Source organism: Pantoea sp. GL120224-02, assembly GCF_900215395.1.
GTDB lineage: Bacteria > Pseudomonadota > Gammaproteobacteria > Enterobacterales > Enterobacteriaceae > Pantoea > Pantoea communis.
Genome location: NZ_OBEC01000001.1, coordinates 542,155 through 567,786, shown reverse-complemented (window position 1 = coordinate 567,786; position 25,632 = coordinate 542,155). Strand labels below are relative to the sequence as shown.

Sequence of the window (25,632 nt, the reverse complement as noted above, 5' to 3'; positions counted from 1 at the left end):
AGGGCGGCCACCAGGCCGCCCTTTCAGTTCCAATGATTCGCACCCTGCCAGATGCGTTACTTCGCGCCTTCAACGGCTTCGCGAGCCAGACGCGTAATGCGATCCCAGTCGCCGCTTTCCAGCGCATCGTTCGGCACCAACCACGAACCACCAATACAGAGCACGCTTTTCAGCGCCAGGTAGTCACGATAGTTGGCCGGTGAGATACCGCCGGTTGGGCAGAAGCGCACCTGTGGGAAAGGACCGCCAATCGCTGACAGCGCTTTAACACCACCATTCGCCTCAGCCGGGAAGAACTTAAACTCACGCAGGCCATAATCCATACCCAACATCAGTTCAGAAACGGTGCTGATGCCCGGAATCAGTGGTACCGGACCTTCAACTGCGGCTTTTAGTAACGGCTCGGTCAGACCTGGGCTGATCACGAACTGCGCACCGGCATCAGTCACCTCTTTCAGCTGCTGGGTGTTAATCACTGTGCCCGCACCGACAATCGCTTCTGGCACTTCTTTGATCATCGCACGCAGCGCGTCCATCGCCACCGGCGTACGCAGCGTCACTTCCAGCACACGCACACCGCCGGCCACCAACGCTTTGGCCATCGGCACGGCGTGTTCCAGTTTATTCACCACGATCACCGGCACAACCGGGCCCGTAGTCATGATCTGTTCAGCAGTGGTTTTCCAGTTCTTCATCAGGTTTCCTTAGTGGCATCAGCCCGACTCGCATCCGGCTGTCAATGTTTGGGCTCTACCATACAAGATTGGCTGGAGCGGCGTCTATCGGATATCAAAAATTATTGAAACTCTGGTTCAATTTTAAGAAAAATGAATTTTGGGCATAAAAAAGCCCGCTCATTGGCGGGCTTAAATTTCAAGGCTTATTCAAACTCATTCCACGAACGGCCATCACGCGTAATCATCGCGACGGACGCCACCGGACCCCAGGTGCCAGCCTGGTATGGCTTAGGCGCTTCAGCATCGGCGTTCCATGCATCAATGATGGAATCTACCCAGCCCCAGGCAGCTTCCACTTCGTCACGACGTACGAACAGCGCCTGAATACCGCGCATGGTCTCCAGCAGCAGACGCTCATAGGCATCCGCCAAATGCGACTGGTTGAAGGTCTCGGAGTAGCTCAGATCCAGCTTGGTAGTCTGCAGTTTGTGCTTGTGATCCAGACCCGGCACTTTGTTCAGGATCTCGATATCCACCCCTTCGTCCGGCTGCAAACGAATGGTCAACTTGTTCTGCGGCAGTTCAGCATAAGAGTCTTTGAACAGGTTCATCTCTGGGTTCTTAAAGTACACCACAACCTCAGAGCATTTGGTCGGCAAGCGCTTACCGGTGCGCAGGTAGAACGGCACGCCCGCCCAGCGCCAGTTGTCGATATCAACACGGATCGCCACGAAGCTCTCGGTGGCGCTCTGCTTGTTCGCGCCCTCTTCTTCCAGATAGCCTGGTACTTTTTTGCCCTGCACGAAGCCGGCGGTGTACTGGCCACGCACGGTTTTTTCACGCACGTTGGTCTGGTCAATACGACGCAGCGAACGCAGCACCTTCACTTTCTCATCACGGATGGCATCCGCACTGAGATCGGATGGCGGTGACATGGCGATCATGGTGAGGATCTGCAACAGGTGGTTCTGGATCATGTCGCGCATCTGGCCAGCTTTATCGAAGTAACCCCAACGACCTTCGATACCCACCTCTTCCGCCACGGTAATCTGCACGTGATCGATGGTACGGTTATCCCAGTTATTCACGAAGATAGAGTTGGCGAAACGCAGAGCCAGCAGGTTCAGTACCGTTTCTTTACCGAGATAGTGGTCAATACGGAACACCTGGCTCTCTTCAAAGTACTTGCCAACGCTGTCATTGATCTCTTGCGAGGTCTCGAGCGAGGTGCCGAGCGGCTTCTCCATCACCACACGCGCCGGTTTAGCATTCAGCTTGGCGGCGCCCAGTCCATCGCAAATGGCGCCAAAGGTGCTCGGCGGCATGGCGAAGTAGTTGATGGTGACACGATCTTTCTGGTCAAGCATCTTGCCCAGTTTGGTGAAATGCGAGGTGTCGTTAACGTCGAGGTTGCAGAAATCGAGACGGCTGCTGAGTTTATCCCACAGCGCTTCGTCGATTTTCTCCTTCATGAAGGTTTCCAGCGCTTCACGCACCACTTTGGTGTACGCGTCTTTGTCCCACTCCGCGCGCCCCACGCCGATGATGCGTGTGGTGTCGTGAATCTGACCGGCTTTCTCCAGCTGATACAGTGAAGGCAACAGTTTCCGGCGAGCAAGATCGCCTTTGGCACCGAAAATAACCAGATCGCATGCCTGGGCTGTTTGTGTTACCGCCATTTTCCTCTCCTCGTTGCAGGATATACCCGGTTTGAGCGTCCTCATCATCCCAGGTCCTTATTGTAATTTTCTTACAGCACAATGTACTTTTTTCCCCGCATCGGAACAACCCAGACGCGGTGTGGCATTAGCCATTACTTTGAACATGATGGCGAACAAAGGTGTGTTGTGGTGTGCGCTTTTCACGCTTTTTCAGTTTCGATGTTTGTCGGGATAAAACCCGGCAACGATCAAAGTATGACAAAAAAAACGCGCTTACATTTGTCCGCTGCTGCGTGCGAGGGTGTATTACACGGTATATTGTTGTGAATTGGCAGCGTTTTATCAGGTGATGAACGCGACGAAAGTGATTGAGGCGCATCGGGTTAACGACATGCTGGAACATATTCAGGCGCAACTTAACGCGCTGAGCAAATCAGAACGGAAAGTGGCAGAACAGATTCTGGCCGCTCCGCAGCAGGCAATGCACTCCAGCATCGCCACCCTCGCCCGCGCCGCCGACGTTAGCGAACCGACAGTGAATCGCTTCTGCCATCGTATGGGCACGCGCGGCTTCCCCGACTTCAAGTTACGCCTGGCGCAAAGTCTGGCGAAGACCCCGAACTGGGTCAGCCGCGATGTGGAAGAAAATGACAGCGTTGAAAGTTACAGCCACAAGATTTTTGATTCCGCCCTCGCCGGCTTAAGTCATGTGCGCCAACAACTGGATCTTCAGGTCATTGATCAAGCGGTTCTAGCCCTGACTCAGGCCCAAAAAATCGCCTTTTTTGGTCTCGGCGCCTCTGCGGTTGTGGCGCACGACGCGACCAATAAATTCCTGCGCTTTAATCTGCCGGTCATCTGGTCAGAGGATATTGTGATCCAGCGCATGAGTTGCATAAATAGTGGACCAAATGACGTTTTTGTTCTCATATCACATACTGGTCGAACCAAAAATATGATAGAACTGGCTCGCCTGGCGCGTGTAAACGCTTCCACAGTACTGGCTATCACCTCTCCGGGTTCACCCCTTGCGGCAGAAGCAACCCTCGCACTGACGCTCGATGTACCTGAAGATACGGATATCTACCTGCCGATGGTTTCCCGCCTTGCGCAATTAACCGTGGTTGATGTTTTGGCGACAGGTTTTACCCTTGAGCGTGGCGCGGCTTTCCGCGAAAACCTGAAACGGGTGAAAGAAGCGCTCAAAGATTCGCGCCTGGAAAAGCGGGTGCAGTAAAATAATTAACATCACATTCACAATGTGAGTCGAATCACAGCCCATCGATCATATAGAATATGCGATTACACCGTGTCCCCTTGAGAGTGACACGAACCTTTGTCAACGGAGTCCTTCATGTCAAGACGTCTCAGAAGAACCAAGATCGTAACTACCCTCGGCCCAGCCACCGATCGCGACAATAACCTCGAAAAAATCATCGCGGCGGGCGCGAACGTGGTGCGACTCAATTTCTCCCACGGTACCCCGGAAGACCACCAGATGCGCGCCAACAAGGTGCGTGAGATTGCCGCTAAGCTTGGCCGTCACGTGGCGATTCTGGGCGACCTGCAAGGTCCAAAAATTCGTGTTTCCACCTTCAAAGAAGGCAAAGTCTTCCTGAATGTTGGCGATCGCTTCCTGCTGGATGCGGATATGGGCAAAGGCGAAGGTGATAAAGAGAAAGTCGGTATCGACTACAAAGGCCTGCCAGAAGACGTGGTGCCGGGCGACATCCTGCTGCTGGATGATGGTCGTGTACAGTTGAAGGTGCTGGAAGTTCAGGGTGTGAAAGTCTTCACCGAAGTCACCGTCGGCGGCCCGCTCTCCAACAATAAAGGCATCAATAAACTCGGCGGCGGTTTGTCTGCCGAAGCGCTGACGGAGAAAGATAAAGTCGATATCATTACCGCCGCGAAAATCGGCGTGGATTACCTGGCCGTGTCATTCCCGCGAAATGGTGAAGACATGAACTACGCTCGCCGACTGGCGCGCGATGCAGGTTGTGATGCCAAACTGGTGGCCAAAGTCGAACGTGCAGAAGCCGTTGCGTCTCAGGAAGCGATGGATGATATCATTCTCGCCTCTGACGTGGTGATGGTCGCGCGTGGCGACCTCGGCGTTGAAATTGGCGATCCAGAACTGGTAGGGATCCAGAAGGCGTTGATTCGTCGTGCGCGTCAGCTGAACCGTACCATCATCACCGCCACGCAGATGATGGAGTCGATGATCACCAACCCGATGCCAACCCGCGCTGAAGTGATGGACGTGGCGAACGCCGTGCTGGATGGTACCGATGCCGTGATGCTGTCAGCAGAAACCGCTGCCGGTCAGTATCCAGCGGAGACCGTGTCTGCGATGGCGAAAGTGTGTCTCGGTGCGGAAAAAATCCCAAGCGTCAACGTGTCTAAGCACCGTCTTGAAGTGCAGTTCGACAACGTGGAAGAAGCGATTGCGATGTCCGCGATGTATGCAGCCAACCACCTGCAGGGGGTTTCTGCCATCATCACCATGACCGAATCGGGCCGTACTGCGCTGATGACGTCACGTATCACTTCTGGCCTGCCGATCTTCGCTATGTCACGTCACGAACGTACATTGAACCTGACTGCGCTGTATCGCGGCGTGACACCGGTTTACTTCGACAGCAACAATGATGGTGTAGCCGCCGCGCATGATGCAGTGAACCTGCTGCGCGACAAAGGTTTCCTCGTCTCGGGCGACCTGGTGATTGTCACCCAGGGCGACGTGATGGCAACCACCGGCACCACCAACACCAGCCGTGTTCTGCGCGTAGACTAAACGCTCACGCACCACTCACAGCGGCTGTAACAACATGGATAAACGCGACTGCCTGGCAGTCGCGTTTTTATTTTTTCTGACAAGGAGGCCAGATGGCCCGCTATCAACCGATTACCCAACTCACCGGACGGGTGCTGCTGTTCCCGCTCGCGCTGGTGTTGTTTGAGTTCGCGACTTACATCGCCCATGACATGATTCAGCCCGGCATGCTGCTGGTCACTTCTGAATTCAACGTCGGCCCGGAATGGGTGTCGACTTCTCTTACTGCTTATCTGATGGGCGGCGTGGTGCTGCAGTGGCTGCTCGGCCCGCTCTCGGACAAATATGGTCGCCGTCCAGTCCTGCTGTTCGGCATTCTGTTCTTTGCTGCGGCCTGCATTCTGACCACCTGGATCACGAACATCGAACAGTTTGTCACCCTGCGCTTTATTCAGGGCATCAGCCTGTGCTTTATCGGTGCAGTCAGTTATGCCGCCGTGCAGGAAGCGTTTGATGAGGCTTTAGCGGTGCGCATGATGGCGCTAATGGCCAACGTGGCCATCTTAGCCCCGCTGGCCGGTCCGCTGGCGGGTGCCGCCTGGTTGACCGTGGGTGAATGGCGCAGCATGTTCTGGCTGTTTGCGATTTGTAGCGTGGTGGCTTTTGTGGTGCTGTGGCGCATCATGCCGGAAACCGCTGGCGATCGTAGCCACTCCATTGCCCTGCCGAATCTGGCACGCGCCTATGTCCGTCTGGCACGCGATCGTCAGGTGATGTATGGATCTTTCGCTATTGGCCTGGTGTTTATTCCGATTCTGACCTGGGTTGCCCTGTCGCCCGTGATTCTGATGCATGACGAGGGCTTATCGCGCATGGAGTATGCGTTGCTGCAACTGCCAGTGTTCCTTGCCATGATTGCTGGCAACCTGACGCTGGGTAAACTGGCGGGTCGCGTTCCCATCGAGCAGCCGGTCAAATTCGCGGCGTGGCCGATTCTGCTGGGTTTAAGCATCTCGTTGCTGGCTAACCTGCTCGACAGCCATACCTACCTGCTGCTGACCGCAGGATTAAGTCTGTATGCCTTTGGTGCGGGCATGGTCAACGCCGGTCTTTATCGTCTGACGCTGTATTCCAGCAGCGAAGGTAAAGGCAGCGTGGCAGCCATGCTGGGAATGATCAGTATTCTGACATTGGCCATCGGGATTGAACTGGCGAAAGCAGGCTACTTCAGTGGTGGCACGCCATGGTTCAGCGGCATCAACTTTGCGGCGGGTGTGCTGTGGTTTGGCCTGGTCACACTGTTCCTGCGTGAACGTATCCGGCGCAGCCACGTCGAAGCGGTAGAATAATCAAAGGGGCCAATCGGCCCCTTCGTTATTTCTTGCGAGGATAAAGCTCCTTACGCGCATAAGGTTCAATATCCCCTTCTTTACGCGTTTTCAGCAGCTTTAAAATCCAGGTGTATTGCTCTGGATGCGGCCGCACAAATATCTCAACTTCCTCATTCATTCGCCGCGCCAGGGTGTTATCGTCGGCATCCAGCAAATCGTCCATCGGCGGACGCACATAGATTTCCAGACGATGGGTCTCGCTGTTGTACACCGGAAACAGTGGCACCACGCGCGCTCGACACACTTTCATCAATCGGCCGACCGCTGGCAGTGTTGCTTTGTAGGTGGCAAAGAAATCCACAAATTCACTGTGCTCCGGGCCGTGATCCTGGTCCGGCAGATAGTAACCGTAATAGCCCTGACGCACCGAGGCGATAAATGGCTTAATGCCGTCATTACGTGCATGCATGCGGCCACCAAAGCGACGCCGTACGGTGTTCCACACATAATCCAGCAGCGGATCGCTCTGATTATGGAACATGGCCGCCATCATCTGGCCCTCTGACGCCAGCAGCATCGCCGGGATATCCACGGCCCAACCATGCGGCACCAGAAAAATCACGTTCTCTTTGTTGGCCTGCAGGGCTTCGATAATTTCACGGCCGTGCCAGTCAACGCGTTGGCGCACACGAGCCGGATCGCGCATCCCCAACTCAGCCATCATCACCATCGCCTGTGGCGCGGTGGCAAACATACGATCAGCAATCTCTTCGCGCTGTGCTTCGCTTAACTCCGGCAGGCAATAATAGAGATTGATCAACGCACGACGACGCGCACTTTTTGCCAGCTTACCGGCAAACCGCCCCAATCCACCCAAAATCGGGTCGCGCACTTTGGCAGGCAGCATTGCCATGCCCGCCAGCGCACCAATCGCCAGCCAATTGCCCCAGTATTTCGGTTTTAAAAAAGAACGTTGAAAAACGGGAATAAATTCACTGTTATTTTTCTTTCGGGTTTCCATGCACTCGCCTCTGACAATGACGGGACAATGATAGTGACGGTGGTTAATTTTGCAATCATCATGCGTCAGATAGCAAAAAACCGACGAATAATTCGTCGGTTTTTTCACTATTGGCTACAGAAATGGGTTATTTCAGTGCCAGCTGTGGCAGATAACTCTTCACGTCCGCCAGATAGTTGCTGCGATCTTTACCAGTCAGCCCTTCCATACGCGGCAGTTTCGCCGTGAGTGGGTTGACGGCCTGATTGTTGATCCACACTTCGTAATGCAGATGTGGCCCCGTAGAGCGCCCGGTGTTGCCTGACAGCGCAATACGGTCACCGCGCTTCACTTTCTGTCCTGGTTTCACCAGCGCCTTACTCAGGTGCATATAACGGGTCATATACTGACGACCGTGACGAATGGCCACATAGTTACCCGCCGCCCCGCCATTTTTGACCATCACCACTTCACCATCACCCACGGCCAATACCGGTGTACCGATCGGCAGCGCGAAATCGACACCCTTATGTGGTGCTATGCGGCCCGTTACCGGGTTAAGACGGCGCGGATTAAAGTTGGAGGAAACGCGATACTGTTTCACCGTCGGGAAGCGCATAAAACTACGGGCAAGGCCTGAGCCGTTACGATCGTAGAATTTGCCATCTTCCGCGCGGAACGCGTAGTAATCTTTGCCACCGGTACGCAGACGCACGCCGAGCAGCTGGCTCTGCGCACTTTTGCCATCCAGCATCTCGCGGGACATCAGCACGCTGAAATCGTCACCGGCGCGCAGTTTGCGGAAATCCATCTGCCACTGCATGGCTTTGATAACATTGCTGGTTTCAGCACTGGTCAAGCCTGCACGCTGGGCGCTGGCACCAAAGCTGCCACGCACTTCACCTTTCAGCACACTATTTTGCCACTCGCCCTTTTGCATCTCCTGCTGCATCTTAAAGCTGCCATTCGGCTGGCGCTCGTAAGTGCGGGTTTCACGGCGATCCACTTCCCAGGTAAAGTTTTGCAGTTGACCATCCGCATCCAACGTCCAACTGAGTTGCTGACCGACGCGCAGGTTACGGAAGTCTTTATCGCTATTGACTAACGCATTGATATCACTGAGATCAATACCGTACTGATTCAGTGCGCTGCTCAGGGTATCGCCAGAGGAAACGGTGTAATCGTGTTGATTCGGGTTGTCCTGCACATCTTTATCGATGTCATCGGCCGGAATCTCTTCTTCCGGTTCAACCGTGGTCTGATCAATCGGCTCACTGGCTTCGGGTAACAGCGTGCGCAGTTCGTTTTTGTCCAGCGTGATGTCTTTCACGATGGGGGCAACATCATGGGGATGATAAACGTAAGGCCGCCAGACAGCGACGGCCAACGTGATAACGGTTAATGATCCCAGCATAACGCGGTGGGGACGCGGCAAATTATTAAATGCGAGGGCGACAGAGCGGGCTATCTGCTGCACTTTTACTTATTCCTCTATGCTCCATTCAGGCAGCTCGCATACTGGCTCGACAACTGTGAGAGGAATTTCACATAGCTGTCTTTGGTTAAGCTGATTCCCATGCCCAGCGGGTCAAGTGTGCCTTTGCGCACGTTGGTTCCGCGAGACACGGCATCGATGACGGCCGGCCTGAATTGTGGTTCAGCAAAAACGCATACGGCTTTTTGCTCAACCAACTGTGTTCGTATTTGATGTAAACGCTGGGCGCCCGGTTGAATCTCAGGGTTGACGGTGAAATGTCCAGCAGGGGACAAACCGTAGTGTTTTTCAAAGTAGCTGTACGCATCGTGAAAAACGAAATAACCCTTACTCTTAACGGGGGCAAGCTGCGCGCCAATATGCTTATCCGCATCTGCTAATTCTGCTTCAAACTGCTGCAGGTTCGCGTCAAGTTTGGCTCTGCTTTGCGGCATAAGTTCCAATAATTTTCCATGGATTGCAACCGCAGATTGTCGCGCAATCTCAGGTGACATCCACAGGTGCATATTAAACTCACCATGGTGGTGGTGTGTATGAGACGGCTCATGGTCATCAGACTTATCTGAGTCATGCTCATGATCGTGACCGTGCTCATGTTCGTCCTCGTCTTCACCACCACGAATCAGTAGCGGTTTCACCCCTGGCATCGCCGCTATTTCGAGATTTTTAGCCTCAGGTAACTCTGCCGCTGACTTGGTCAGAAACGCCTCCATTTCTGGTCCAACCCATACCACTAAGTCCGCGTTTTTAATACGTTTTACATCAGAAGGACGTAAAGCATAATCGTGCTCTGAAGCGCCATCGGGCAACAGCACTTCCACTGGCGTCACGCCATCTGCAATGGCCGCTGCGATAAATCCGATTGGTTTGATTGAAGCCACTACGGCTGAGTGCGCGGGCATCGCGCAGGCGGCGGCGAGAGCCGCAGCAGGAAGAGTGAAAGCGAAGCGCTGCTTAATGTGTAACATAATGCGTCATTCCATCGTGACCTGTTGATGGAATGTGATATTATAACATTCGAAATTCAATGCAACCCGTAAATAATATGTCGTCACTTGTTACACTTGAAAACATCTCCGTCAAGTTTTCCCAGCGCCCTGTGCTAGCAGGTATTAGCCTGACACTGGAGCCAGGGAAAATACTTACGCTGCTTGGGCCGAACGGCGCGGGCAAATCGACGCTGGTCCGGACGGTGCTCGGCCTTCTTACGCCTACAGGGGGTAGCGTCAAACGCACCCCCGGTTTACGCATTGGCTACGTGCCTCAGAAGTTGCACATTGACCCGACGTTGCCGATCACCGTTGAACGTTTTATGCGTCTGACGCGTGGCAGCAAGCGAGATGCTATTCTCCCGGCTTTGAAACGCGTGCAGGCCGGACATCTGCTGAATGCGCCTCTGCAAAAACTCTCAGGTGGTGAAACCCAGCGCGTACTGCTGGCGCGTGCCCTGCTCAATCAACCCCAGTTACTGGTGTTAGATGAACCTACGCAAGGGGTTGACGTAAATGGGCAAGTGGCGCTCTACGATTTGATCGATCAGCTTCGTCAGGAGCTCAACTGTGGCGTGCTAATGGTTTCGCACGATCTACATCTGGTGATGGCAAAAACTGACGAGGTACTGTGCCTCAACCACCACATCTGCTGTTCCGGTACGCCAGAAGCGGTGTCGCAGCATCCAGAATTTATCGCCATGTTCGGCCCACGTGGCGCGCAGCAATTGGCTATTTATCGCCATCATCATAATCACCGTCACGATTTACAGGGACGCATTGTGCTGCGCAAAGGAAATGGTCCGTCATGATTGAATTGTTATTACCCGGCTGGCTCGGTGGCGTGCTGCTGGCGCTGGCGGCGGGTCCGCTTGGCTCGTTTGTGGTCTGGCGCCGCATGTCTTATTTCGGCGATACCCTCGCGCACGCTTCGCTGCTCGGCGTGGCCTTTGGTCTGCTGCTCAATGTGAATCCCTATTATGCAGTGATTCTGGTGACTGTATTTCTGGCTCTGGGCTTAGTGTGGCTGGAGCGTCGTCCGCATCTGGCCATTGATACGTTACTCGGTATTATGGCGCACAGCGCGCTGTCGCTGGGTTTGGTGGTAGTCAGCCTGATGCAGGGTGTACGCGTCGATTTAATGGCGTATCTGTTTGGCGATCTGCTGGCGGTGACACCGGATGATTTGTGGATGATGGGCGCTGGCGTGGCCATTGTACTGGCGGTGATGGCATGGCAGTGGCGCTCACTGCTGTCGATGACCATCAGCCCGGAATTGGCTCAAGTGGATGGCGTCAACATTCAACGCACGCGCCTGATGCTGATGCTGGTCACCGCCTTGACCATTGGTGTGGCAATGAAGTTTGTCGGTGCACTGATTATCACCTCACTGTTGATTATTCCCGCTGCCACCGCACGTCGTTTCTCCCGTTCACCGGAACAGATGGCCGGTTTTGCGGTGATTATCGGTATTCTGGCGGTCACCGGTGGACTGACATTCTCCGCCACTTACGATACACCCGCCGGCCCTTCCGTGGTGCTGTGCGCCGCTGTGCTGTTCATCTTCAGTATGGCTAAAAAGCCGGCAGCGTAATAAAGGGGCCATTAATGGCCCCTTAGCGAATGCCCGATCGTGAAATCGCGCAGCCGGACGAACGCCAGCATTACTCGTCGCGGCTGATGCCGAAATGCTTGTAGGCATGCTGCGTGGCCAGACGGCCGCGCGGCGTGCGCTGAATGAATCCTTGTTGAATCAGGAAGGGTTCAATCACATCTTCAATGGTTTCCCGTTCTTCACCAATCGCCGCCGCCAGGTTATCCAACCCCACCGGACCACCCGAGAACTTGTCGATGATCGCCAGCAACAGCTTGCGGTCCATGTAATCGAAGCCCTGATTATCGACGTTGAGCATATCGAGTGCGCTGGCAGAGACTTCACCACTCATCACACCGTTGGCGCGAACTTCGGCGTAATCGCGTACGCGACGCAATAAACGGTTGGCGATGCGAGGTGTACCACGGGCACGGCGCGCCACTTCTAACGCGCCCTCTTCACTCAATGCCAATCCTAAGCACGCTGCACTGCGGCTGACGATGTGTTGCAGATCCGGTACGTTGTAAAATTCAAGGCGTTGCACAATACCAAAGCGATCGCGCAGCGGCGAGGTCAGCGAGCCCGCGCGCGTGGTGGCGCCAATCAGGGTAAAGGGGGGCAAATCAAGTTTGATTGAGCGCGCCGCTGGGCCTTCGCCAATCATAATATCCAGCTGATAGTCTTCCATCGCCGGATAGAGCACCTCTTCCACCACCGGTGATAAGCGGTGAATCTCATCGATAAACAGCACGTCATGAGGTTCGAGGTTGGTCAGCATCGCAGCCAGATCGCCTGCCTTCTCCAGCACCGGACCAGAAGTGGTACGTAAATTCACGCCCATCTCATTCGCCACAATGTTAGCCAGCGTGGTTTTACCTAATCCCGGCGGGCCGAAAATCAGCAGATGGTCCAGCGCATCGCCACGAAGTTGCGCTGCTTTGATGAAAATCTCCATCTGCTCGCGCACCTGCGGTTGCCCCACGTATTCCGCCAGGAGCTTAGGACGAATGGCACGGTCGAGGCTCTCTTCTTCATTTATAGAGACGCCCGAGACCAGGCGATCGGCTTCAATCATGCATTACCTCAAATAGCTGCGCGCAGAGCTTCACGGATCAGGGTTTCGCAATCCGCATCAGGTTTGCCGACTTTACTGATCATGCGGCTGGCTTCTTGCGGTTTATAACCCAGCGCCACCAGTGCAGCAACCGCTTCGGCCTCAGCATCATTCGCGGCTGGCGCTTCAGACGGCGTGGTCAATGTGAAGGTCGAGTCACTGCCAAACAGATCGCCGTGCATGCCTTTAAAGCGGTCTTTCATCTCCACCACCAGACGCTCGGCGGTTTTCTTGCCGACGCCAGGCAACTTGATCAATGACGCGATCTCTTCACGCTCAACGGCGGTCACAAACTGTTGTGCTGACATGCCAGAAAGGATTGCCAGTGCCAGTTTTGGCCCCACGCCATTGACTTTCACCAGTTCACGGAACAGCGCACGCTCTTGTTTGTTATTGAAGCCGAACAGCAGCTGCGCATCTTCACGCACCACAAACTGGGTGAAGATAATCGCTTCCTGATTGATCTCCGGCAGCTCGTAGAAGCAGGTCATTGGCATGTGCACTTCATAACCCACACCGTGCGCCTCAATCAACACCAGCGGCGGCTGTTTTTCCAGAATATTGCCTCGTAAGCGACCAATCACCTGAGCAGTTCCTTATGTAATCCTAAAAATACCTGATTGATTTCCGCTGACGTTAAAGCGGCAAGCGAGCGCATGACGATGAACGCACTGAGGTCAGTGATTCAGGTGAACAAGGGTAGCTCGCGCATCAGCCAGTGGAAATATGACGGGTATTTATATCATAAAAAAGGCTGGATCAATATCCAGCCTTCAATGTTTGGGTTTTCGTCAGCCGGACCGCAATCGCCCACGCGTCATCACCAGCTTAGCGTCACTCAATCGCGTGGTGTTTTGGCTCAGGTGACAATGGGTGATGGCAATCGCCAGCGCATCAGCGGCATCAGCTTGTGGGTTAGCGGGCAGTTTCAGCAAGGTGCGCACCATGTGCTGAACCTGACTTTTTTCTGCCCCACCGGTGCCGGTTACCGTTTGTTTGACCTGACGCGCTGCATATTCGAACACCGGCAAATCGAGATTCACCGCCGCGACAATCGCTGCGCCACGCGCCTGGCCCAGCTTAAGCGCTGAGTCCGCATTCTTCGCCATAAATACCTGCTCGATAGCAAAATAGTCTGGCGAGAATTGGGTGATGATTTCTGTCACCCCGGCGTAAATCAATTTGAGGCGAGAGGGTAGATCGGTGACGTTGGTGCGGATGCAGCCGCTGCCCAGATAGCTGAGCTGGCGGCCAACCTGACGAATCACACCGTAACCGGTGACGCGCGAGCCGGGGTCAATCCCGAGAATGATCGCCACTACGCGCCTCCGGCTGTGAGGTTAATGGAAAACGCCATTACAGCGTTTCCGCGACCTCATCAGAAATTTCACCATTATGATAAACTTCCTGCACATCGTCGCAATCTTCCAGCATGTCGATCAGACGCAGCAGTTTCGGTGCGGTTTCCGCATCCATTTCCGCTTTGGTGGAAGGGATCATTGAGACTTCAGCGGTATCCGCCTTCAGGCCGCCGGCTTCCAGCGCATCACGCACCGCACCCAGCTCTTCCCACGCGGTGAACACATCAATCGCACCGTCGTCGTAACTCACCACGTCTTCCGCACCGGCTTCCAGCGCCGCTTCCATGACCGCATCTTCATCCTGGCCTGGCGCAAAGGAGATCACACCCTTTTTGCTGAACAGGTAAGAAACGGAACCGTCGGTGCCGAGGTTGCCACCGGTTTTGGTGAAGGCGTGACGCACTTCGCCCACGGTACGGTTACGGTTGTCACTCAGACACTCGATCATCACCGCTGAGCCGCCTGGACCGTAACCTTCATAGATGATGGTTTCCATGTTGGAATCATCTTCGCCGCCCACGCCGCGTGCAATCGCACGGTTCATGGTGTCACGGGTCATGTTGTTGGACAGGGCTTTGTCCATTGCTGCGCGCAGACGCGGGTTCGAGCCGGCATCGCCGCCGCCCAGTTTCGCTGCGGTCACCAGCTCACGGATGATCTTGGTGAAGATTTTGCCGCGCTTAGCGTCCTGCGCCGCCTTGCGGTGCTTGGTATTTGCCCACTTACTATGTCCAGCCATCTTGAGTATTTCTCCGATCTTTTATTTCGCACGAGCTATCTTACTTGCGATCTCGATTCCCGGCAGTGCTCGCAATCCTCACGTACAAAAGTACGCTCCGGTTGCTGCGCGCTGGCGGTAACCGACCTCGCTGCGCCGATTACGCTCGACTGTTCAATATTAGGGCGCAGGGTTGAAACTCTGCGCAGGATAAATGAAATCTAGCTGATTCGTCGCCGGAAAAACGCGCGGCGGCGGGCATTCAGGTAAATTCTTCGATTGCCTGGCGATTACTCCAGGACTTGGTCAGGGCTGCGGCAGCGGCAGGATCGAGCCAGCGCGCGGCGAGATGCTCGGTGAGCAGCAGGTCACGCTCTTGCGGGAGTGCCAGCCGGAACCAATGTTCGCGGTTGTGCGTGATGCCAGGTGCGTAGCGATGGCGATAGTGCGGGAAGATTTCAAACTCAATGTGTTTGTGGCAATCGTCCAGCACCAGCTGTTCGCCCGCAACGTCGATACCCAGCTCTTCTGACACTTCGCGCTGTGCCGCCTGACGCGGGCTCTCACCCGCTTCGAGGCTGCCCGTTACGGATTGCCAGAAACTTTCATCATCCCGTCGCTGCAGCATTAACACCCGGCCAGTATCTCGCGCAAAAATCACCACCAGCACTGAAACCGGATGTTTATAGCCCATTACTTGTTCTCTGACTTTTCTTTATTCGGAGCCACCAGAATGCCGAGATCCAACAACGCTGCCGGGTTGGCTTCGCTTGGCGCTTCGGTCATCAGGCACGCCGCTGCAGTGGTTTTCGGGAACGCGATAACATCACGGATGTTGTCGGTGCCGGTCAGCAGCATCGTCAGACGGTCCAGCCCAAAGGCCAGGCCCGCGTGCGGTGGTGTGCCGTATTTCAGGGCATCCAACAGGAAGCCAAACTTCTCGCGCTGCTCTTCTTCGGTGATACCGAGAATGCTGAATACGGTCTGCTGCATGTTGCCGTTGTGGATACGCACGGAACCGCCACCCACTTCGTAGCCATTGATCACCATATCGTAAGCGTTCGCCACGGCCTGCGTCGGGTCGACCGCCAGCTGTTCTGCGGTCAGCTCTTTCGGTGAAGTGAACGGGTGGTGCATCGCAGCCAGACCGCCCTCTTCATCCGCTTCAAACATTGGGAAGTCGATGACCCACAGCGGTGCCCACATGCTTTCGTCAGTAATCTTCAGATCACGGCCCACTTTCAGACGCAGTGCACCCAGCGCATCAGTGACGATTTTGGCACGGTCAGCGCCAAAGAAGATCAGATCGCCATCTTGTGCAGTGGTGCGGTTCAGAATCGCTTCAACGATTTCAGGCGTCAGGAACTTCGCCACCGGGCTCTGTACACCCTCGAAGCCTTTTGCACGCTCGTTGATCTTCATCCACGCCAAACCTTTGGCGCCATAGATCTCAACAAATTTGGTGTACTCATCAATCTGCTTACGCGTCAGCGCTGCGCCACCCGGCACACGCAGCGCGGCAACACGACCTTTCGGATCGTTAGCCGGGCCTGCAAACACCTGGAATTCCACGCTTTTCAGCAGGTCAGCCACGTCCACCAGCTCCATTGGGTTGCGCAGATCGGGTTTGTCAGAACCGTAACGGTTCATAGCTTCAGCAAAAGTCATTTGCGGGAAGTCACCGAGATCCACGCCTTTCACGTCGATCCACAGTTCACGAATCAGACGCTCCATCTTTTCACGCACCTCCTCGGCGGTCATGAAAGAGGTTTCCACGTCGATTTGGGTGAATTCTGGCTGACGGTCTGCACGCAAGTCTTCATCACGGAAGCATTTAACGATCTGATAATAGCGATCGAAGCCGGACATCATCAGCAACTGTTTGAACAGCTGTGGGGACTGCGGCAGCGCGTAAAATTTGCCTTTGTGCACGCGGCTTGGCACCAGATAGTCACGCGCACCTTCTGGCGTGGCTTTGGTCAGCATCGGGGTTTCGATATCGAGGAAGCCCTCGTTATCCATAAAGCGACGCACGAAGCTGGTGATTTTCGCACGGGTTTTCAGACGCTGTGCCATTTCCGGACGACGCAGGTCCAGATAGCGATAGGTCAGACGCGCTTCTTCGCTGTTGGTCTGGTTAGAGTCCAGCGGCAGAGGTTCAGCGCGGTTGATGATGTTCAGCGCATGGGCAAACACTTCGACATCGCCGGTGGCCATATCGCTGTTGCGGTTTTTCTCTTCACGCGCACGCACGGTGCCGGTGATCTGGATACAGAATTCGTTACGCAGCTCAGAGGCCAGCTGGAAAGCGTCCTGATGATCTGCGTCGAAGAATACCTGAGCGATACCTTCACGGTCGCGCATATCGATAAAAATCAGGCTGCCCAGATCGCGACGGCGGTTAACCCAACCGCAGAGAGTGACTTGCTGACCCACGTGAGACAGATTGAGCTGTCCGCAATATTCTGTACGCATAACGTATCCTTTTAACTTCGCCGCTGCTGCCAGACAGCATCAGGCCGCGTAACCTTCTGAGATGCTGTCGCAAAAAAGGCGGCTATTATAATGGAAAAACCCAGGCAGGATAAGTAGAGCCAGATCAAAGCGGGCAAAACATTGCGGTTTATCGCGCGGATTTTCCTGCCGACACCAAAACAGGGTACATTACCCGGCCTATTCCCGCCCGTAAAAGGATCAGGAGCCGCGTTTGACACTTCGCATTGGATTACCACAATGGCAGCATCCCCGCTGGAAGCAGTATGGGCTGGAAACCCTGGCGGATTACGCCCAGCTGTTTGACTGCGTGGAAGGCAACACCACGCTGTATGCGCTGCCCTCGCCGGAAGCAGTGATGCGCTGGCGCGATATGACTCACGATGACTTTCGCTTCTGCTTTAAATTTCCCAACAGCATCAGCCACAAAGCCGCGCTTCGGAACTGCGATGAACTGCTGAACGAATTCTTCCGCTTGCTCGATCCGTTGAGCCAGCGCATCGGGCAGTATTGGCTGCAACTGCCGGCGACCTTCTCACCCACGCAACTGAAAGACTTGTGGCTGTTCCTCGATAGCCTGCCGCGCGGGTTTAGTTACGGCGTTGAAGTGCGCCACGAGCAGTTTTTTGCCAAAGGCGAGGCTGAGCGCGCGTTCAACCGTGGCCTGCTGGAACGCGGCGTGAATCGCGTGATCCTCGATAGCCGTCCGGTGCACGCCTCGACTTCGCAAAGCGCCGCCGCCGTGGACGCCCGGGCGAAAAAACCGCGCGTGCCACCGCATGCCGTGCGCAGCGGTTCGCAACCGATGGTGCGCTTTATCGGCAGTGACAGCGTGGAAGAGAGCGTGCCGCTGTTTCAGCCGTGGCAAAACAAACTGGCAGAATGGCAGGCGGACAGCGATCCGATGCTGTTTATCCATACGCCGGATATGGGCGAAGTGTTCCCCTTACTGCAGGCGCTGTGGCCTCAGTTGCTGCAACTTGAGCCTTCGCTGCGCAATCTGCCCGACTGGCCGCAACAAAGCAGCTTGTTCTAAACTCAAAGCGGGTGCAGCCTGCGGGACTTTCTGACAGAATAGCGCCCTTTCCGATTCCTCTCTCCGGACTTTTCATTATGTCTGACCGCGATACGCTATTTTCCGCACCCATCGATAAGCTGGGTGACTGGACCTTTGACGAGCGCGTGGCTGAAGTCTTTCCCGATATGATTCAGCGCTCGGTGCCGGGTTATTCCAACATCATTTCGATGATTGGCATGCTGGCAGAACGCTTTGTGAAGCCTGATAGCCAGGTTTACGATCTCGGGTGCTCGCTGGGTGCCGCCACGCTCTCAGTGCGCCGTAATATTCATGTGCCGGGCTGCCAGATTATTGCCGTGGATAACTCTCCGGCGATGGTGGAGCGTTGCCGCCGCCATATTGATGCCTTCCGCGCAGATACGTCGGTGCAGGTGATTGAAGCGGATATTCAGGATATCCATATTGAGAATGCTTCAATGGTGGTGCTGAACTTTACTCTGCAATTTCTTGAGCCGCCTGCGCGCCTGGAACTGCTGAAAAAGATCGCTAAAGGCCTGAACCCCGGCGGTGCGCTGGTGCTGTCTGAGAAATTCAGCTTTGAAGATGGCGAAGTGGGCGAACTGCTGTTCAACATGCATCACGACTTCAAGCGTGCTAACGGTTATAGCGAACTGGAAATCAGCCAGAAACGCAGCATGCTAGAAAACGTCATGCTCACCGACAGTGTAGAAGCGCATAAAGCGCGTCTGAAAGACGCCGGTTTTGCCCATGCGGAATTGTGGTTCCAGTGCTTTAACTTTGGTTCTTTGGTAGCGTTGAAATGATTGATTTTGGCCGTTTTTATCAGCAAATCGCCACCGGCCCATTGGCGAGCTGGCTGGAAGTTTTACCCGCACAAGTCGCAGCCTGGCAGCGCGAGAATCTGCACGGTAAATTCCGCGACTGGGAAAAGTCAGTGGATTACCTGCCGCTGCTGAACCCGCAAACGCTGGATCTGGTCAACAGCGTCACGGCCACGGCTGACGATCTCACCGATCGCCAACGTCTTGGTATTGAAAACCTGTTGCGCAACCTGATGCCCTGGCGCAAAGGTCCTTATTCCCTTTACGGCACCGAGATTGATACCGAATGGCGCTCGGACTGGAAATGGGATCGCGTGCTGCCGCATATCTCGCCATTAACCCACCGCACGGTGCTGGATGTCGGCTGCGGTAGCGGCTATCACATGTGGCGCATGATCGGCGCAGGCGCGAAGCTGGTGGTCGGCATCGATCCGATGCAGCTGTTCCTGTGTCAGTTCGAAGCGGTGCGTAAGCTGCTGGGAGACGATCGTCGCGCCCATCTGCTGCCACTTGGCATCGAACAACTGCCCGCCTTGCAGGCTTTCGACACGGTGTTTTCGATGGGTGTGCTGTATCACCGCCGCTCGCCGCTCGATCATTTATTGCAGTTGAAAAACCAGCTGGTCAGCGAGGGAGAGCTGGTGCTGGAAACGCTGGTCGTTGAGGGCGATGAAAACACCGTTCTGGTGCCGGGTGAACGCTATGCGCAGATGCGCAACGTTTACTTTATTCCGTCTGCTGCAGCGCTGAAAGGCTGGCTGGAGAAGTGTGGTTTTGTCGATGTGCGCATCGCGGATTACGCGGTGACGTCAGTGGAGGAGCAACGTCGCACCAGCTGGATGACCAGCGAATCACTGGCCGAGTTCCTTGATCCTAACGACAGCAGCAAAACCATTGAAGGTTATCCAGCACCGCTGCGCGCGGTGCTGGTAGCACGCAAGCCGTAATGATTAACGCCGCGACAGCGCCAGCTTCGCGGCGAAACCGATAAACACGCAGCCGGTCAAACGATCCATCACTTTCAGCACCGTTGGACGACGCAGATGCGCCGCGAAGTACTGGCTGCCGCCAATCAGCACCGCATTCCACACTAATCCAATCAGCATGTGGGTTAACGCCATCAAGGTACACCACAGCGCCACTGACGCCCCGGCCGGAATAAACTGTGGCAGGAACGTGACATAAAACACACCGACTTTCGGATTTAACAGATTGCCGAATAATCCTCGCGAGAAGCAGGCGAAATAGCTCTGCTCTTTACCCTGCACACTCTGACTCTCTTCCGCCTGAGTGCGGGGATTCAGCAGCAGTTTGACGCCGAGATAGAGCAGATAGGCGGCGCCAACCCACTTCAGCAGGTTATACGCCATTTCGGAAGCCAGCAGCAGCGCGCCAAGACCCAGCCCCACTGCTACGCCCCACACCAGACAACCCATGGTGACACCCAATGCGGTGGCTGATGCCCGTTTCCAGCCTTGCGCGGCTGCGGAACGCAGCACCAGCGCGGTATCAAAGCCTGGCGTTAACGTCAGAATAGTAATGGCAAAAAGAAATGAAAATATCAGTGTCATGGCGAGCTCCCTGTCAGTTCGCCGCTATCTTAACCTTGCCGCAACATCTTGACGATAGTTACCCTCCGTCAGTAATTGATAATAATTCTCAACTTGCCAGTAATGGTTAAATCTCCGTCATTTATCTGTGTCACTTTATCGTTAACGGCTTTTCTCACATCAAGGAGTTGTCGCTATGAGTAAATTCATTTTTTCTTCTCCGCGTAAGTATGTTCAGGGTGCAGGTGTGCTGGATGAATTGGGGACCTATGTGGCCGAGCTGGGCCAGCATGCATTTTTGGTCGCCGATGACATCGTCTGGAAACTGATTGGTGAACGCACACAGAAAACGTTAAAAGCGGCGGGCATTGAGTTCAGCTGGCAGCAGTTTAACGGTGAAGCCTCCAGCAACGAGATCAATCGTTTAACGCAACTGGCGAAATCACAAGGCAGCAATGTGGTGGTGGGCCTTGGCGGCGGTAAAACGCTGGATACCGTAAAAGCGATTGCGGATGAGCTTAAGCAGCCGGTCGCCATAGTACCGACCGTGGCCTCGACGGATGCGCCCTGCAGCGCGCTATCCGTGATTTATTCCGACAGCGGCGTATTTGAGAGCTATCGCTTCTACAGCAAAAACCCGGATCTGGTGCTAGTGGATACCGCGGTTTGTGCCGGTGCGCCAGCCCGCTTGTTCGCCTCCGGCATTGCCGATGGTCTGGCCACCTGGGTTGAAGCACAGGCCGTCCTGCGCTCGCACGCCAAATCGATGGTCAACGGCGATCCAACCATTGCAGGCACCGCGATTGCGCGCGCCTGTGAAGAGACGCTCCTGACATGGGGCTACAGTGCTTATACGGCGGTGAGTGAGAAGCGCGTGACGCCTGCCGTCGAAGCCGTGGTGGAAGCCAATACCCTGCTTTCAGGACTCGGATTCGAGAATGCCGGGTTGGCGGGTGCGCACGCCATTCATAATGGCTTTACCGCGATTGATGGCGATATCCATCATCTGACGCACGGCGAGAAAGTCGCTTACGGCACGCTGACGCAAATGGTGCTGGAGCAGCGTCCGGATGAGGAGATTGCGCGCTATATCCGCTTCTACCGCTCAATCAAGATGCCGACCACGTTGAAAGAGCTGCATCTGGAGAATGAATCCTGGGAGAATCTGCTGCGCGTCGGGGCGCTGGCAAACAGCAAGGGGGATACATTGAAGAACCTCAACCCGAACTTGTCGCCAGAAGACATTGCCAACGCGATTGTCGCAGTGGATGCCTTCAGTAAAACCGTGCAGTAAAAGAGGTTGGGCGCACCACGGTGCGCCCGGACCAACCGCGTTTACTCCCCGTCATCCGCTACGGCTGGCGGGCGATCCCAGTACTGATATTTGTACGCAGAACTCAGGTGGCGCTCGATGGTGCCTTTAGCAAACACTTCGGTTTCATGCAGATAACTTAGCGTACAGTTGCCCACCTCATCCCATAACTGACACTCGTCAACTGAACTTAAGGTACTGACAGGCGTGGTAGCGAAGCCATTAAGCCGCAGCTCTCGCCACTGCTTATCATAACTGTAGGTGTCTTTACCGCGTGCACTGGACGATGAGGTGACCAGCCCTTGTGGATTCCAGCGCCAGGTGCTCTCTCCGTTGGTCATCACATCACTGCCGCGCGCGACGCTTTTCTCCAGACGAAAATGTTTGTCGTAGCGGTAAGTGGTATCGGTGAAGCCATCCTTGCCCATGCTGGTAAATTTGTCGGAAGAACTGATGATGTTGCCATGTTGACCCATTTGCCAGCTGATGGTGCCCTGACGGTTATCCACCACTTCCTCTTTGCCCGCTTTTACCACTTTGACCAGGTAGGCATATTCCGCCACCCAACCTCGCTGCACGCGGGCGATGTGCTGTTCCATGGTCAGCACCACGTTGCCTTCGTTCTTGTCATACGTAATGTCGGCAACCATCAAATCCCCGCACTGATCGAACTGCCCCAGCACGCGTTTTTGCGAATCGACATCTTTACCAAACTCACCGGCTACGACCTGACGTACCGCGCCTTTGGCATCACCACCCAGCATGATCCAGTTGTTGCTGCTGGTAATATTTTTGCTCAGAGGCGGACAGGCAGTGCTCACCGCCAGCGCTGAACCAGACAAGGGAAACAACAGCACTAAAACAGCACAAGAGTAGGATTTCATGAATGTTATCCGCGCTAAGCCATAAAGTAATCAAAGCATCTTTTTTAACAATGCGCTATCAACGGCTGTACAGCAGACAAAAAGAACCCCAGCAAAACTCACTGGGGTTTGGTACTTGCAAACATCACGTCAGAGTTTTGGCGTGCTGCGCGGCAAAAGGGGTGCGAACTCAGGCGACACGAACTGCGGTCATTTCCAGCATGCTTTTCATCGCTTCGACCACATCGCCGTCGACACAAGTTCGGCTGAATTCGTCGACTTCTGCTTCGGAGCACATGGAGACACCGGCTTTACGGTAGCGCATCGGCGAAGCAACCAGTCGGCTGGCGGAGCTGTGAACTTCCTGCAGACCACTATCGATAAATTTCTGCAAATTGCTCAAACGAACACCCGCACCGGCCATAATAATTGGACCCGTGCTCAGTTCATTTAGTTCCCGCAACAATGCAATTCCAGTTTCTGCGCTCTGCTGCTGGCCGGAAGTCAAAATACGCGCAACGCCTAAATCCGTCAGTACGTCCAGCGAACGTTTGGGGCTGTGGCACAAATCAAAAGCGCGGTGGAAGGTCACCGCCATGCCATCACTGAGCGCCATGATCTGCCGCATGCGCGCAATATCAACATGGGCATCTTCATCCAGCATGCCGATCACCACGCCAGGGAAACCGAGTTCACGCATCAGTGCAACATCGGATTTCATCACCTCAAATTCCTGTGCGGTGTAACAAAAATCGCCGCCACGCGGGCGAACAATCGGGTGAACCGGTATGGACAGTTCACGTTGTGCGGCTTCCAGCACGCCAGCTGACGGCGTCAGCCCGCCTTCGCGTGGGGAACTGCACAGTTCCACGCGATCGGCACCGGACTGCTGTGCAGTCATTGCACAGTCGATGCCGTAGCAACAAATTTCCAGTTTCGTCATAGCTTGCTCCTTTTCATGACTTCTGGCTCGAGAGGATGGCTTGAGTTAGTCTGCTTAATTGGACAGTTTACGTGGAAACCTCACTATGGCATTCGATTTTGATCAATGGATAGACCGTCGTCACAGCGATAGTTTGAAGTGGCACAAATATGGCGATCGTGATGTGCTGCCTTTATGGGTTGCAGACACGGATTTTCGCTCGCCGCCCTGCATTATTGAGGCCATTAAAAAACGCGCCGATCACGGTGTTTTTGGCTATGGCGGCACACCCACAGGATTGATTGATATCACTGTTTCCCGCCTGGCGCAGCGCTACAACTGGCATATTCAGCCGGAATGGATCGTTATGCTGCCTGGCGTCGTCAGTGGTCTGAACCTTTCGGTCCGCGCGTTTACCGAGGCTGGGCAACGCACAGTCGCGCCAACGCCGATTTATCCACCGTTCCGCGCAGCCTCAAAACTCGCCGAGCGTGAACAGATCAACTTGCCGCTGCATTTACAGCATGGCCGCTGGGTCGTCGATCTCGATACGGCTGCGATGCAGGGCAATGAACGCCTGCTGATGCTGTGCAATCCGCAAAACCCCGGCGGCACCGTGTATCGTCGCGAGGAACTGGAGGCGCAACTGGCGTTTGCTCAGCAACACGATTTAATCGTTTGTTCTGATGAAATTCACTGTGATTTGATTTTGTCGCCCGATGCCCGCCATATTCCTTTTGCAGCATTGAGTGATGATGCTGCACAGCGCAGCATTACGCTGATATCGCCCTCGAAAACCTTCAACATCGCTGGTCTCGGCGCATCAATGGCGATTATCCCCAACCCTGAATTACGCAAACGGTTTAAACAGGTACGCGAAGGTATTGTGCCAGGGGTCGATATTCTCGCACTGGTGGCAGCAGAAGCAGCCTGGCGTGAAGGTGATGCATGGCTGGAGGCGCAAATCCAATACCTGCGGGCGAATCGCGACTGGCTGGTGGCGCAGGTGAATGCACTCCCCGAATTGCACATGAATTCGCCCGAAGCGACCTATCTTGGCTGGATTGATGCCAGCCAGCTGGATGTGGCCAGCCCCGCGCTCTATTTTGAAAAACACGGCCTCGGTTTTTCACCCGGCCGCGATTTTGGTGATGACAACTTCGTGCGCTTTAACTTCGGCTGTACTCGCGTCTTACTGGAACAGGCGGTGAGCCGATTGCATAGCGCAGTCATGGCACGGCGTTAGCCTTGTTCACTGGCGACAATGTCTTCCAGTCGCCAGGGATGAAACTTGATGGTGGTTTGCCCGTCCGTCACCGCCAGTGTCGGGTTGGGCAAACGCTCATGCTCACCTTTTGGCGCGCTGGTTTTGAACGAAATGCCGGGTTGCGTCAGTGCATGATCGGAGAGCAATGCCATCGCGCGCACACCCAATGTTTCGGGCTCACCGCGCAACACGATTTCCACATGTTCCCAGCCTTCATGGCGATACAATTTCTCACCCGGCCAGGGTAACTCAATCACATCGACCTGCCATCCAGCGATCGTTAACGGCTGATGCAATTTGAACAAGCAGATTGGGCGTCCGTTGATCATGGCTTCGGAAAACTGACTGCCCATCTGCTGCAATCCCGCCTTCCAGCGCTCCGCCGTGGCGAACTGATGGCAGCGCACCGCCAGGTGATCGGCCTCATGTTCGGATAACCGCAGCCCTAATCTTTCAGCAAATTGCTGCAAGGAGTGCTCAAATCGAGCCAGGTCTTGTTCTAAATCACTCAGTTCAGCAGGAAAATTCATCTCAATACTCCAGACACATCAATATCAATTCAATTATTTTAATCAATTTAAAAACAGCAGCGCTTCAGAATCCGCTTGACAAAATCGTCGGATTCCTCCGATTTCATCATGAAAAAGAC

Annotated in this window: 25 protein-coding genes; 10 read left to right on the top strand and 15 right to left on the bottom strand. The window is 54.7% G+C overall.

Features of this window, described 5'->3' with window-relative positions:
• Positions 1-56: 56 nt before the first annotated feature.
• Positions 57-695, bottom strand: coding sequence for a bifunctional 4-hydroxy-2-oxoglutarate aldolase/2-dehydro-3-deoxy-phosphogluconate aldolase (locus CRO33_RS02555; protein ID WP_034828669.1), 639 nt, complete (start codon positions 693-695; stop codon positions 57-59).
• 185 nt (positions 696-880) lie between these two features.
• Complete coding sequence (zwf, locus tag CRO33_RS02550; protein ID WP_034828667.1) at positions 881-2,356, bottom strand: glucose-6-phosphate dehydrogenase; 1,476 nt, start codon at positions 2,354-2,356, stop codon at positions 881-883.
• A 373-nt stretch (positions 2,357-2,729) separates the two neighbouring features.
• Here zwf and CRO33_RS02545 point away from each other — a divergent pair, with 373 nt between their 5' ends.
• The 3 genes from CRO33_RS02545 (at position 2,730) to CRO33_RS02535 (ending at position 6,463) form a co-directional block, all read left to right on the top strand.
• Complete coding sequence (locus CRO33_RS02545; RefSeq protein WP_097117252.1) at positions 2,730-3,575, top strand: MurR/RpiR family transcriptional regulator; 846 nt, start codon at positions 2,730-2,732, stop codon at positions 3,573-3,575.
• Between the two features lie 117 nt (positions 3,576-3,692).
• Complete coding sequence (gene pyk, locus CRO33_RS02540) at positions 3,693-5,135, top strand: pyruvate kinase (protein WP_038646525.1); 1,443 nt, start codon at positions 3,693-3,695, stop codon at positions 5,133-5,135.
• 92 nt (positions 5,136-5,227) lie between these two features.
• Positions 5,228-6,463: an MFS transporter gene (locus tag CRO33_RS02535; RefSeq protein ID WP_097116858.1), complete on the top strand. Its 1,236-nt coding sequence runs from the start codon at positions 5,228-5,230 to the stop codon at positions 6,461-6,463.
• 25 nt (positions 6,464-6,488) lie between these two features.
• On the opposite strand, the gene lpxM is transcribed toward CRO33_RS02535, so the two are convergent.
• The 3 genes from lpxM to znuA all read right to left on the bottom strand — a co-directional run bounded on the left by lpxM (position 6,489) and on the right by znuA (position 9,908).
• Positions 6,489-7,466 carry a lauroyl-Kdo(2)-lipid IV(A) myristoyltransferase gene (lpxM, locus tag CRO33_RS02530; protein WP_038646521.1) on the bottom strand — a complete coding sequence of 326 codons (978 nt, stop codon included), beginning with the start codon at positions 7,464-7,466 and terminating at the stop codon, positions 6,489-6,491.
• 127 nt (positions 7,467-7,593) lie between these two features.
• Positions 7,594-8,922, bottom strand: coding sequence for a murein DD-endopeptidase MepM (gene mepM, locus CRO33_RS02525; protein WP_097116857.1), 1,329 nt, complete (start codon positions 8,920-8,922; stop codon positions 7,594-7,596).
• Positions 8,923-8,936: 14 nt separating this feature from the next.
• Entirely contained in the window at positions 8,937-9,908 is a 972-nt protein-coding gene (gene znuA / locus CRO33_RS02520) for a zinc ABC transporter substrate-binding protein ZnuA (RefSeq protein ID WP_097116856.1), read from the bottom strand.
• Positions 9,909-9,985: 77 nt separating this feature from the next.
• On the opposite strand from znuA, the gene znuC reads away from it, so the two are divergent.
• On the top strand, positions 9,986-10,741 hold the full coding sequence (gene znuC, locus CRO33_RS02515; protein WP_097117250.1) for a zinc ABC transporter ATP-binding protein ZnuC: 756 nt from the start codon (positions 9,986-9,988) through the stop codon (positions 10,739-10,741).
• Complete coding sequence (gene znuB / locus CRO33_RS02510) at positions 10,738-11,523, top strand: zinc ABC transporter permease subunit ZnuB (RefSeq protein WP_034828656.1); 786 nt, start codon at positions 10,738-10,740, stop codon at positions 11,521-11,523. The genes znuC and znuB overlap by 4 nt, the downstream gene beginning before the upstream one ends.
• A gap of 70 nt (positions 11,524-11,593) precedes the next feature.
• Here the strand turns inward: znuB and ruvB are convergent, their stop codons facing one another.
• From ruvB to aspS, 6 genes are all read right to left on the bottom strand, one after another.
• Positions 11,594-12,598 carry a Holliday junction branch migration DNA helicase RuvB gene (gene ruvB, locus CRO33_RS02505; protein ID WP_097116855.1) on the bottom strand — a complete coding sequence of 335 codons (1,005 nt, stop codon included), beginning with the start codon at positions 12,596-12,598 and terminating at the stop codon, positions 11,594-11,596.
• 8 nt (positions 12,599-12,606) lie between these two features.
• Positions 12,607-13,221: a Holliday junction branch migration protein RuvA gene (gene ruvA / locus CRO33_RS02500; RefSeq protein WP_034828652.1), complete on the bottom strand. Its 615-nt coding sequence runs from the start codon at positions 13,219-13,221 to the stop codon at positions 12,607-12,609.
• Positions 13,222-13,428: 207 nt separating this feature from the next.
• Positions 13,429-13,956 (bottom strand): crossover junction endodeoxyribonuclease RuvC, encoded by a 528-nt coding sequence (gene ruvC / locus CRO33_RS02495; RefSeq protein WP_038646509.1) that lies wholly within the window; start codon positions 13,954-13,956, stop codon positions 13,429-13,431.
• 37 nt (positions 13,957-13,993) lie between these two features.
• The gene (locus tag CRO33_RS02490; RefSeq protein ID WP_034828649.1) at positions 13,994-14,737 is read right to left on the bottom strand and encodes a YebC/PmpR family DNA-binding transcriptional regulator; all 744 of its coding nucleotides are present in this window, start codon (positions 14,735-14,737) and stop codon (positions 13,994-13,996) included.
• Between the two features lie 241 nt (positions 14,738-14,978).
• Positions 14,979-15,410, bottom strand: a complete 432-nt coding sequence (gene nudB / locus CRO33_RS02485) for a dihydroneopterin triphosphate diphosphatase (RefSeq protein ID WP_034828648.1) — start codon at positions 15,408-15,410, stop codon at positions 14,979-14,981.
• Positions 15,410-17,191, bottom strand: coding sequence for an aspartate--tRNA ligase (gene aspS, locus CRO33_RS02480; protein WP_097116854.1), 1,782 nt, complete (start codon positions 17,189-17,191; stop codon positions 15,410-15,412). Before aspS ends, nudB begins: the two co-directional genes overlap by 1 nt.
• Positions 17,192-17,423: 232 nt before the next feature.
• Here aspS and CRO33_RS02475 point away from each other — a divergent pair, with 232 nt between their 5' ends.
• From CRO33_RS02475 to cmoB, 3 genes are all read left to right on the top strand, one after another.
• Entirely contained in the window at positions 17,424-18,245 is an 822-nt protein-coding gene (locus CRO33_RS02475) for a DUF72 domain-containing protein (protein WP_097116853.1), read from the top strand.
• Positions 18,246-18,322: 77 nt separating this feature from the next.
• On the top strand, positions 18,323-19,051 hold the full coding sequence (gene cmoA / locus CRO33_RS02470; RefSeq protein ID WP_097116852.1) for a carboxy-S-adenosyl-L-methionine synthase CmoA: 729 nt from the start codon (positions 18,323-18,325) through the stop codon (positions 19,049-19,051).
• On the top strand, positions 19,048-20,016 hold the full coding sequence (cmoB, locus tag CRO33_RS02465) for a tRNA 5-methoxyuridine(34)/uridine 5-oxyacetic acid(34) synthase CmoB (protein ID WP_058960189.1): 969 nt from the start codon (positions 19,048-19,050) through the stop codon (positions 20,014-20,016). The genes cmoA and cmoB overlap by 4 nt, the downstream gene beginning before the upstream one ends.
• Before the next feature lie 3 nt (positions 20,017-20,019).
• Here the strand turns inward: cmoB and CRO33_RS02460 are convergent, their stop codons facing one another.
• Positions 20,020-20,640, bottom strand: coding sequence for a LysE family translocator (locus CRO33_RS02460; RefSeq protein WP_097116851.1), 621 nt, complete (start codon positions 20,638-20,640; stop codon positions 20,020-20,022).
• A gap of 175 nt (positions 20,641-20,815) precedes the next feature.
• Here CRO33_RS02460 and CRO33_RS02455 point away from each other — a divergent pair, with 175 nt between their 5' ends.
• The gene (locus CRO33_RS02455) at positions 20,816-21,913 is read left to right on the top strand and encodes a glycerol dehydrogenase (protein ID WP_097116850.1); all 1,098 of its coding nucleotides are present in this window, start codon (positions 20,816-20,818) and stop codon (positions 21,911-21,913) included.
• Between the two features lie 41 nt (positions 21,914-21,954).
• Here CRO33_RS02455 and CRO33_RS02450 read toward each other — a convergent pair whose 3' ends face one another.
• Positions 21,955-22,815 (bottom strand): hypothetical protein, encoded by an 861-nt coding sequence (locus tag CRO33_RS02450; RefSeq protein WP_034828634.1) that lies wholly within the window; start codon positions 22,813-22,815, stop codon positions 21,955-21,957.
• Between the two features lie 169 nt (positions 22,816-22,984).
• The gene (gene cutC / locus CRO33_RS02445; protein ID WP_097116849.1) at positions 22,985-23,737 is read right to left on the bottom strand and encodes a copper homeostasis protein CutC; all 753 of its coding nucleotides are present in this window, start codon (positions 23,735-23,737) and stop codon (positions 22,985-22,987) included.
• An 85-nt stretch (positions 23,738-23,822) separates the two neighbouring features.
• Between cutC and CRO33_RS02440 the strand changes: the two genes are divergently transcribed.
• Positions 23,823-24,962, top strand: coding sequence for a MalY/PatB family protein (locus CRO33_RS02440; RefSeq protein ID WP_097116848.1), 1,140 nt, complete (start codon positions 23,823-23,825; stop codon positions 24,960-24,962).
• On the opposite strand, the gene CRO33_RS02435 is transcribed toward CRO33_RS02440, so the two are convergent.
• Positions 24,959-25,513: a VOC family protein gene (locus tag CRO33_RS02435; RefSeq protein WP_337022417.1), complete on the bottom strand. Its 555-nt coding sequence runs from the start codon at positions 25,511-25,513 to the stop codon at positions 24,959-24,961. The genes CRO33_RS02440 and CRO33_RS02435 overlap by 4 nt on opposite strands.
• Positions 25,514-25,632 lie beyond the last annotated feature (119 nt).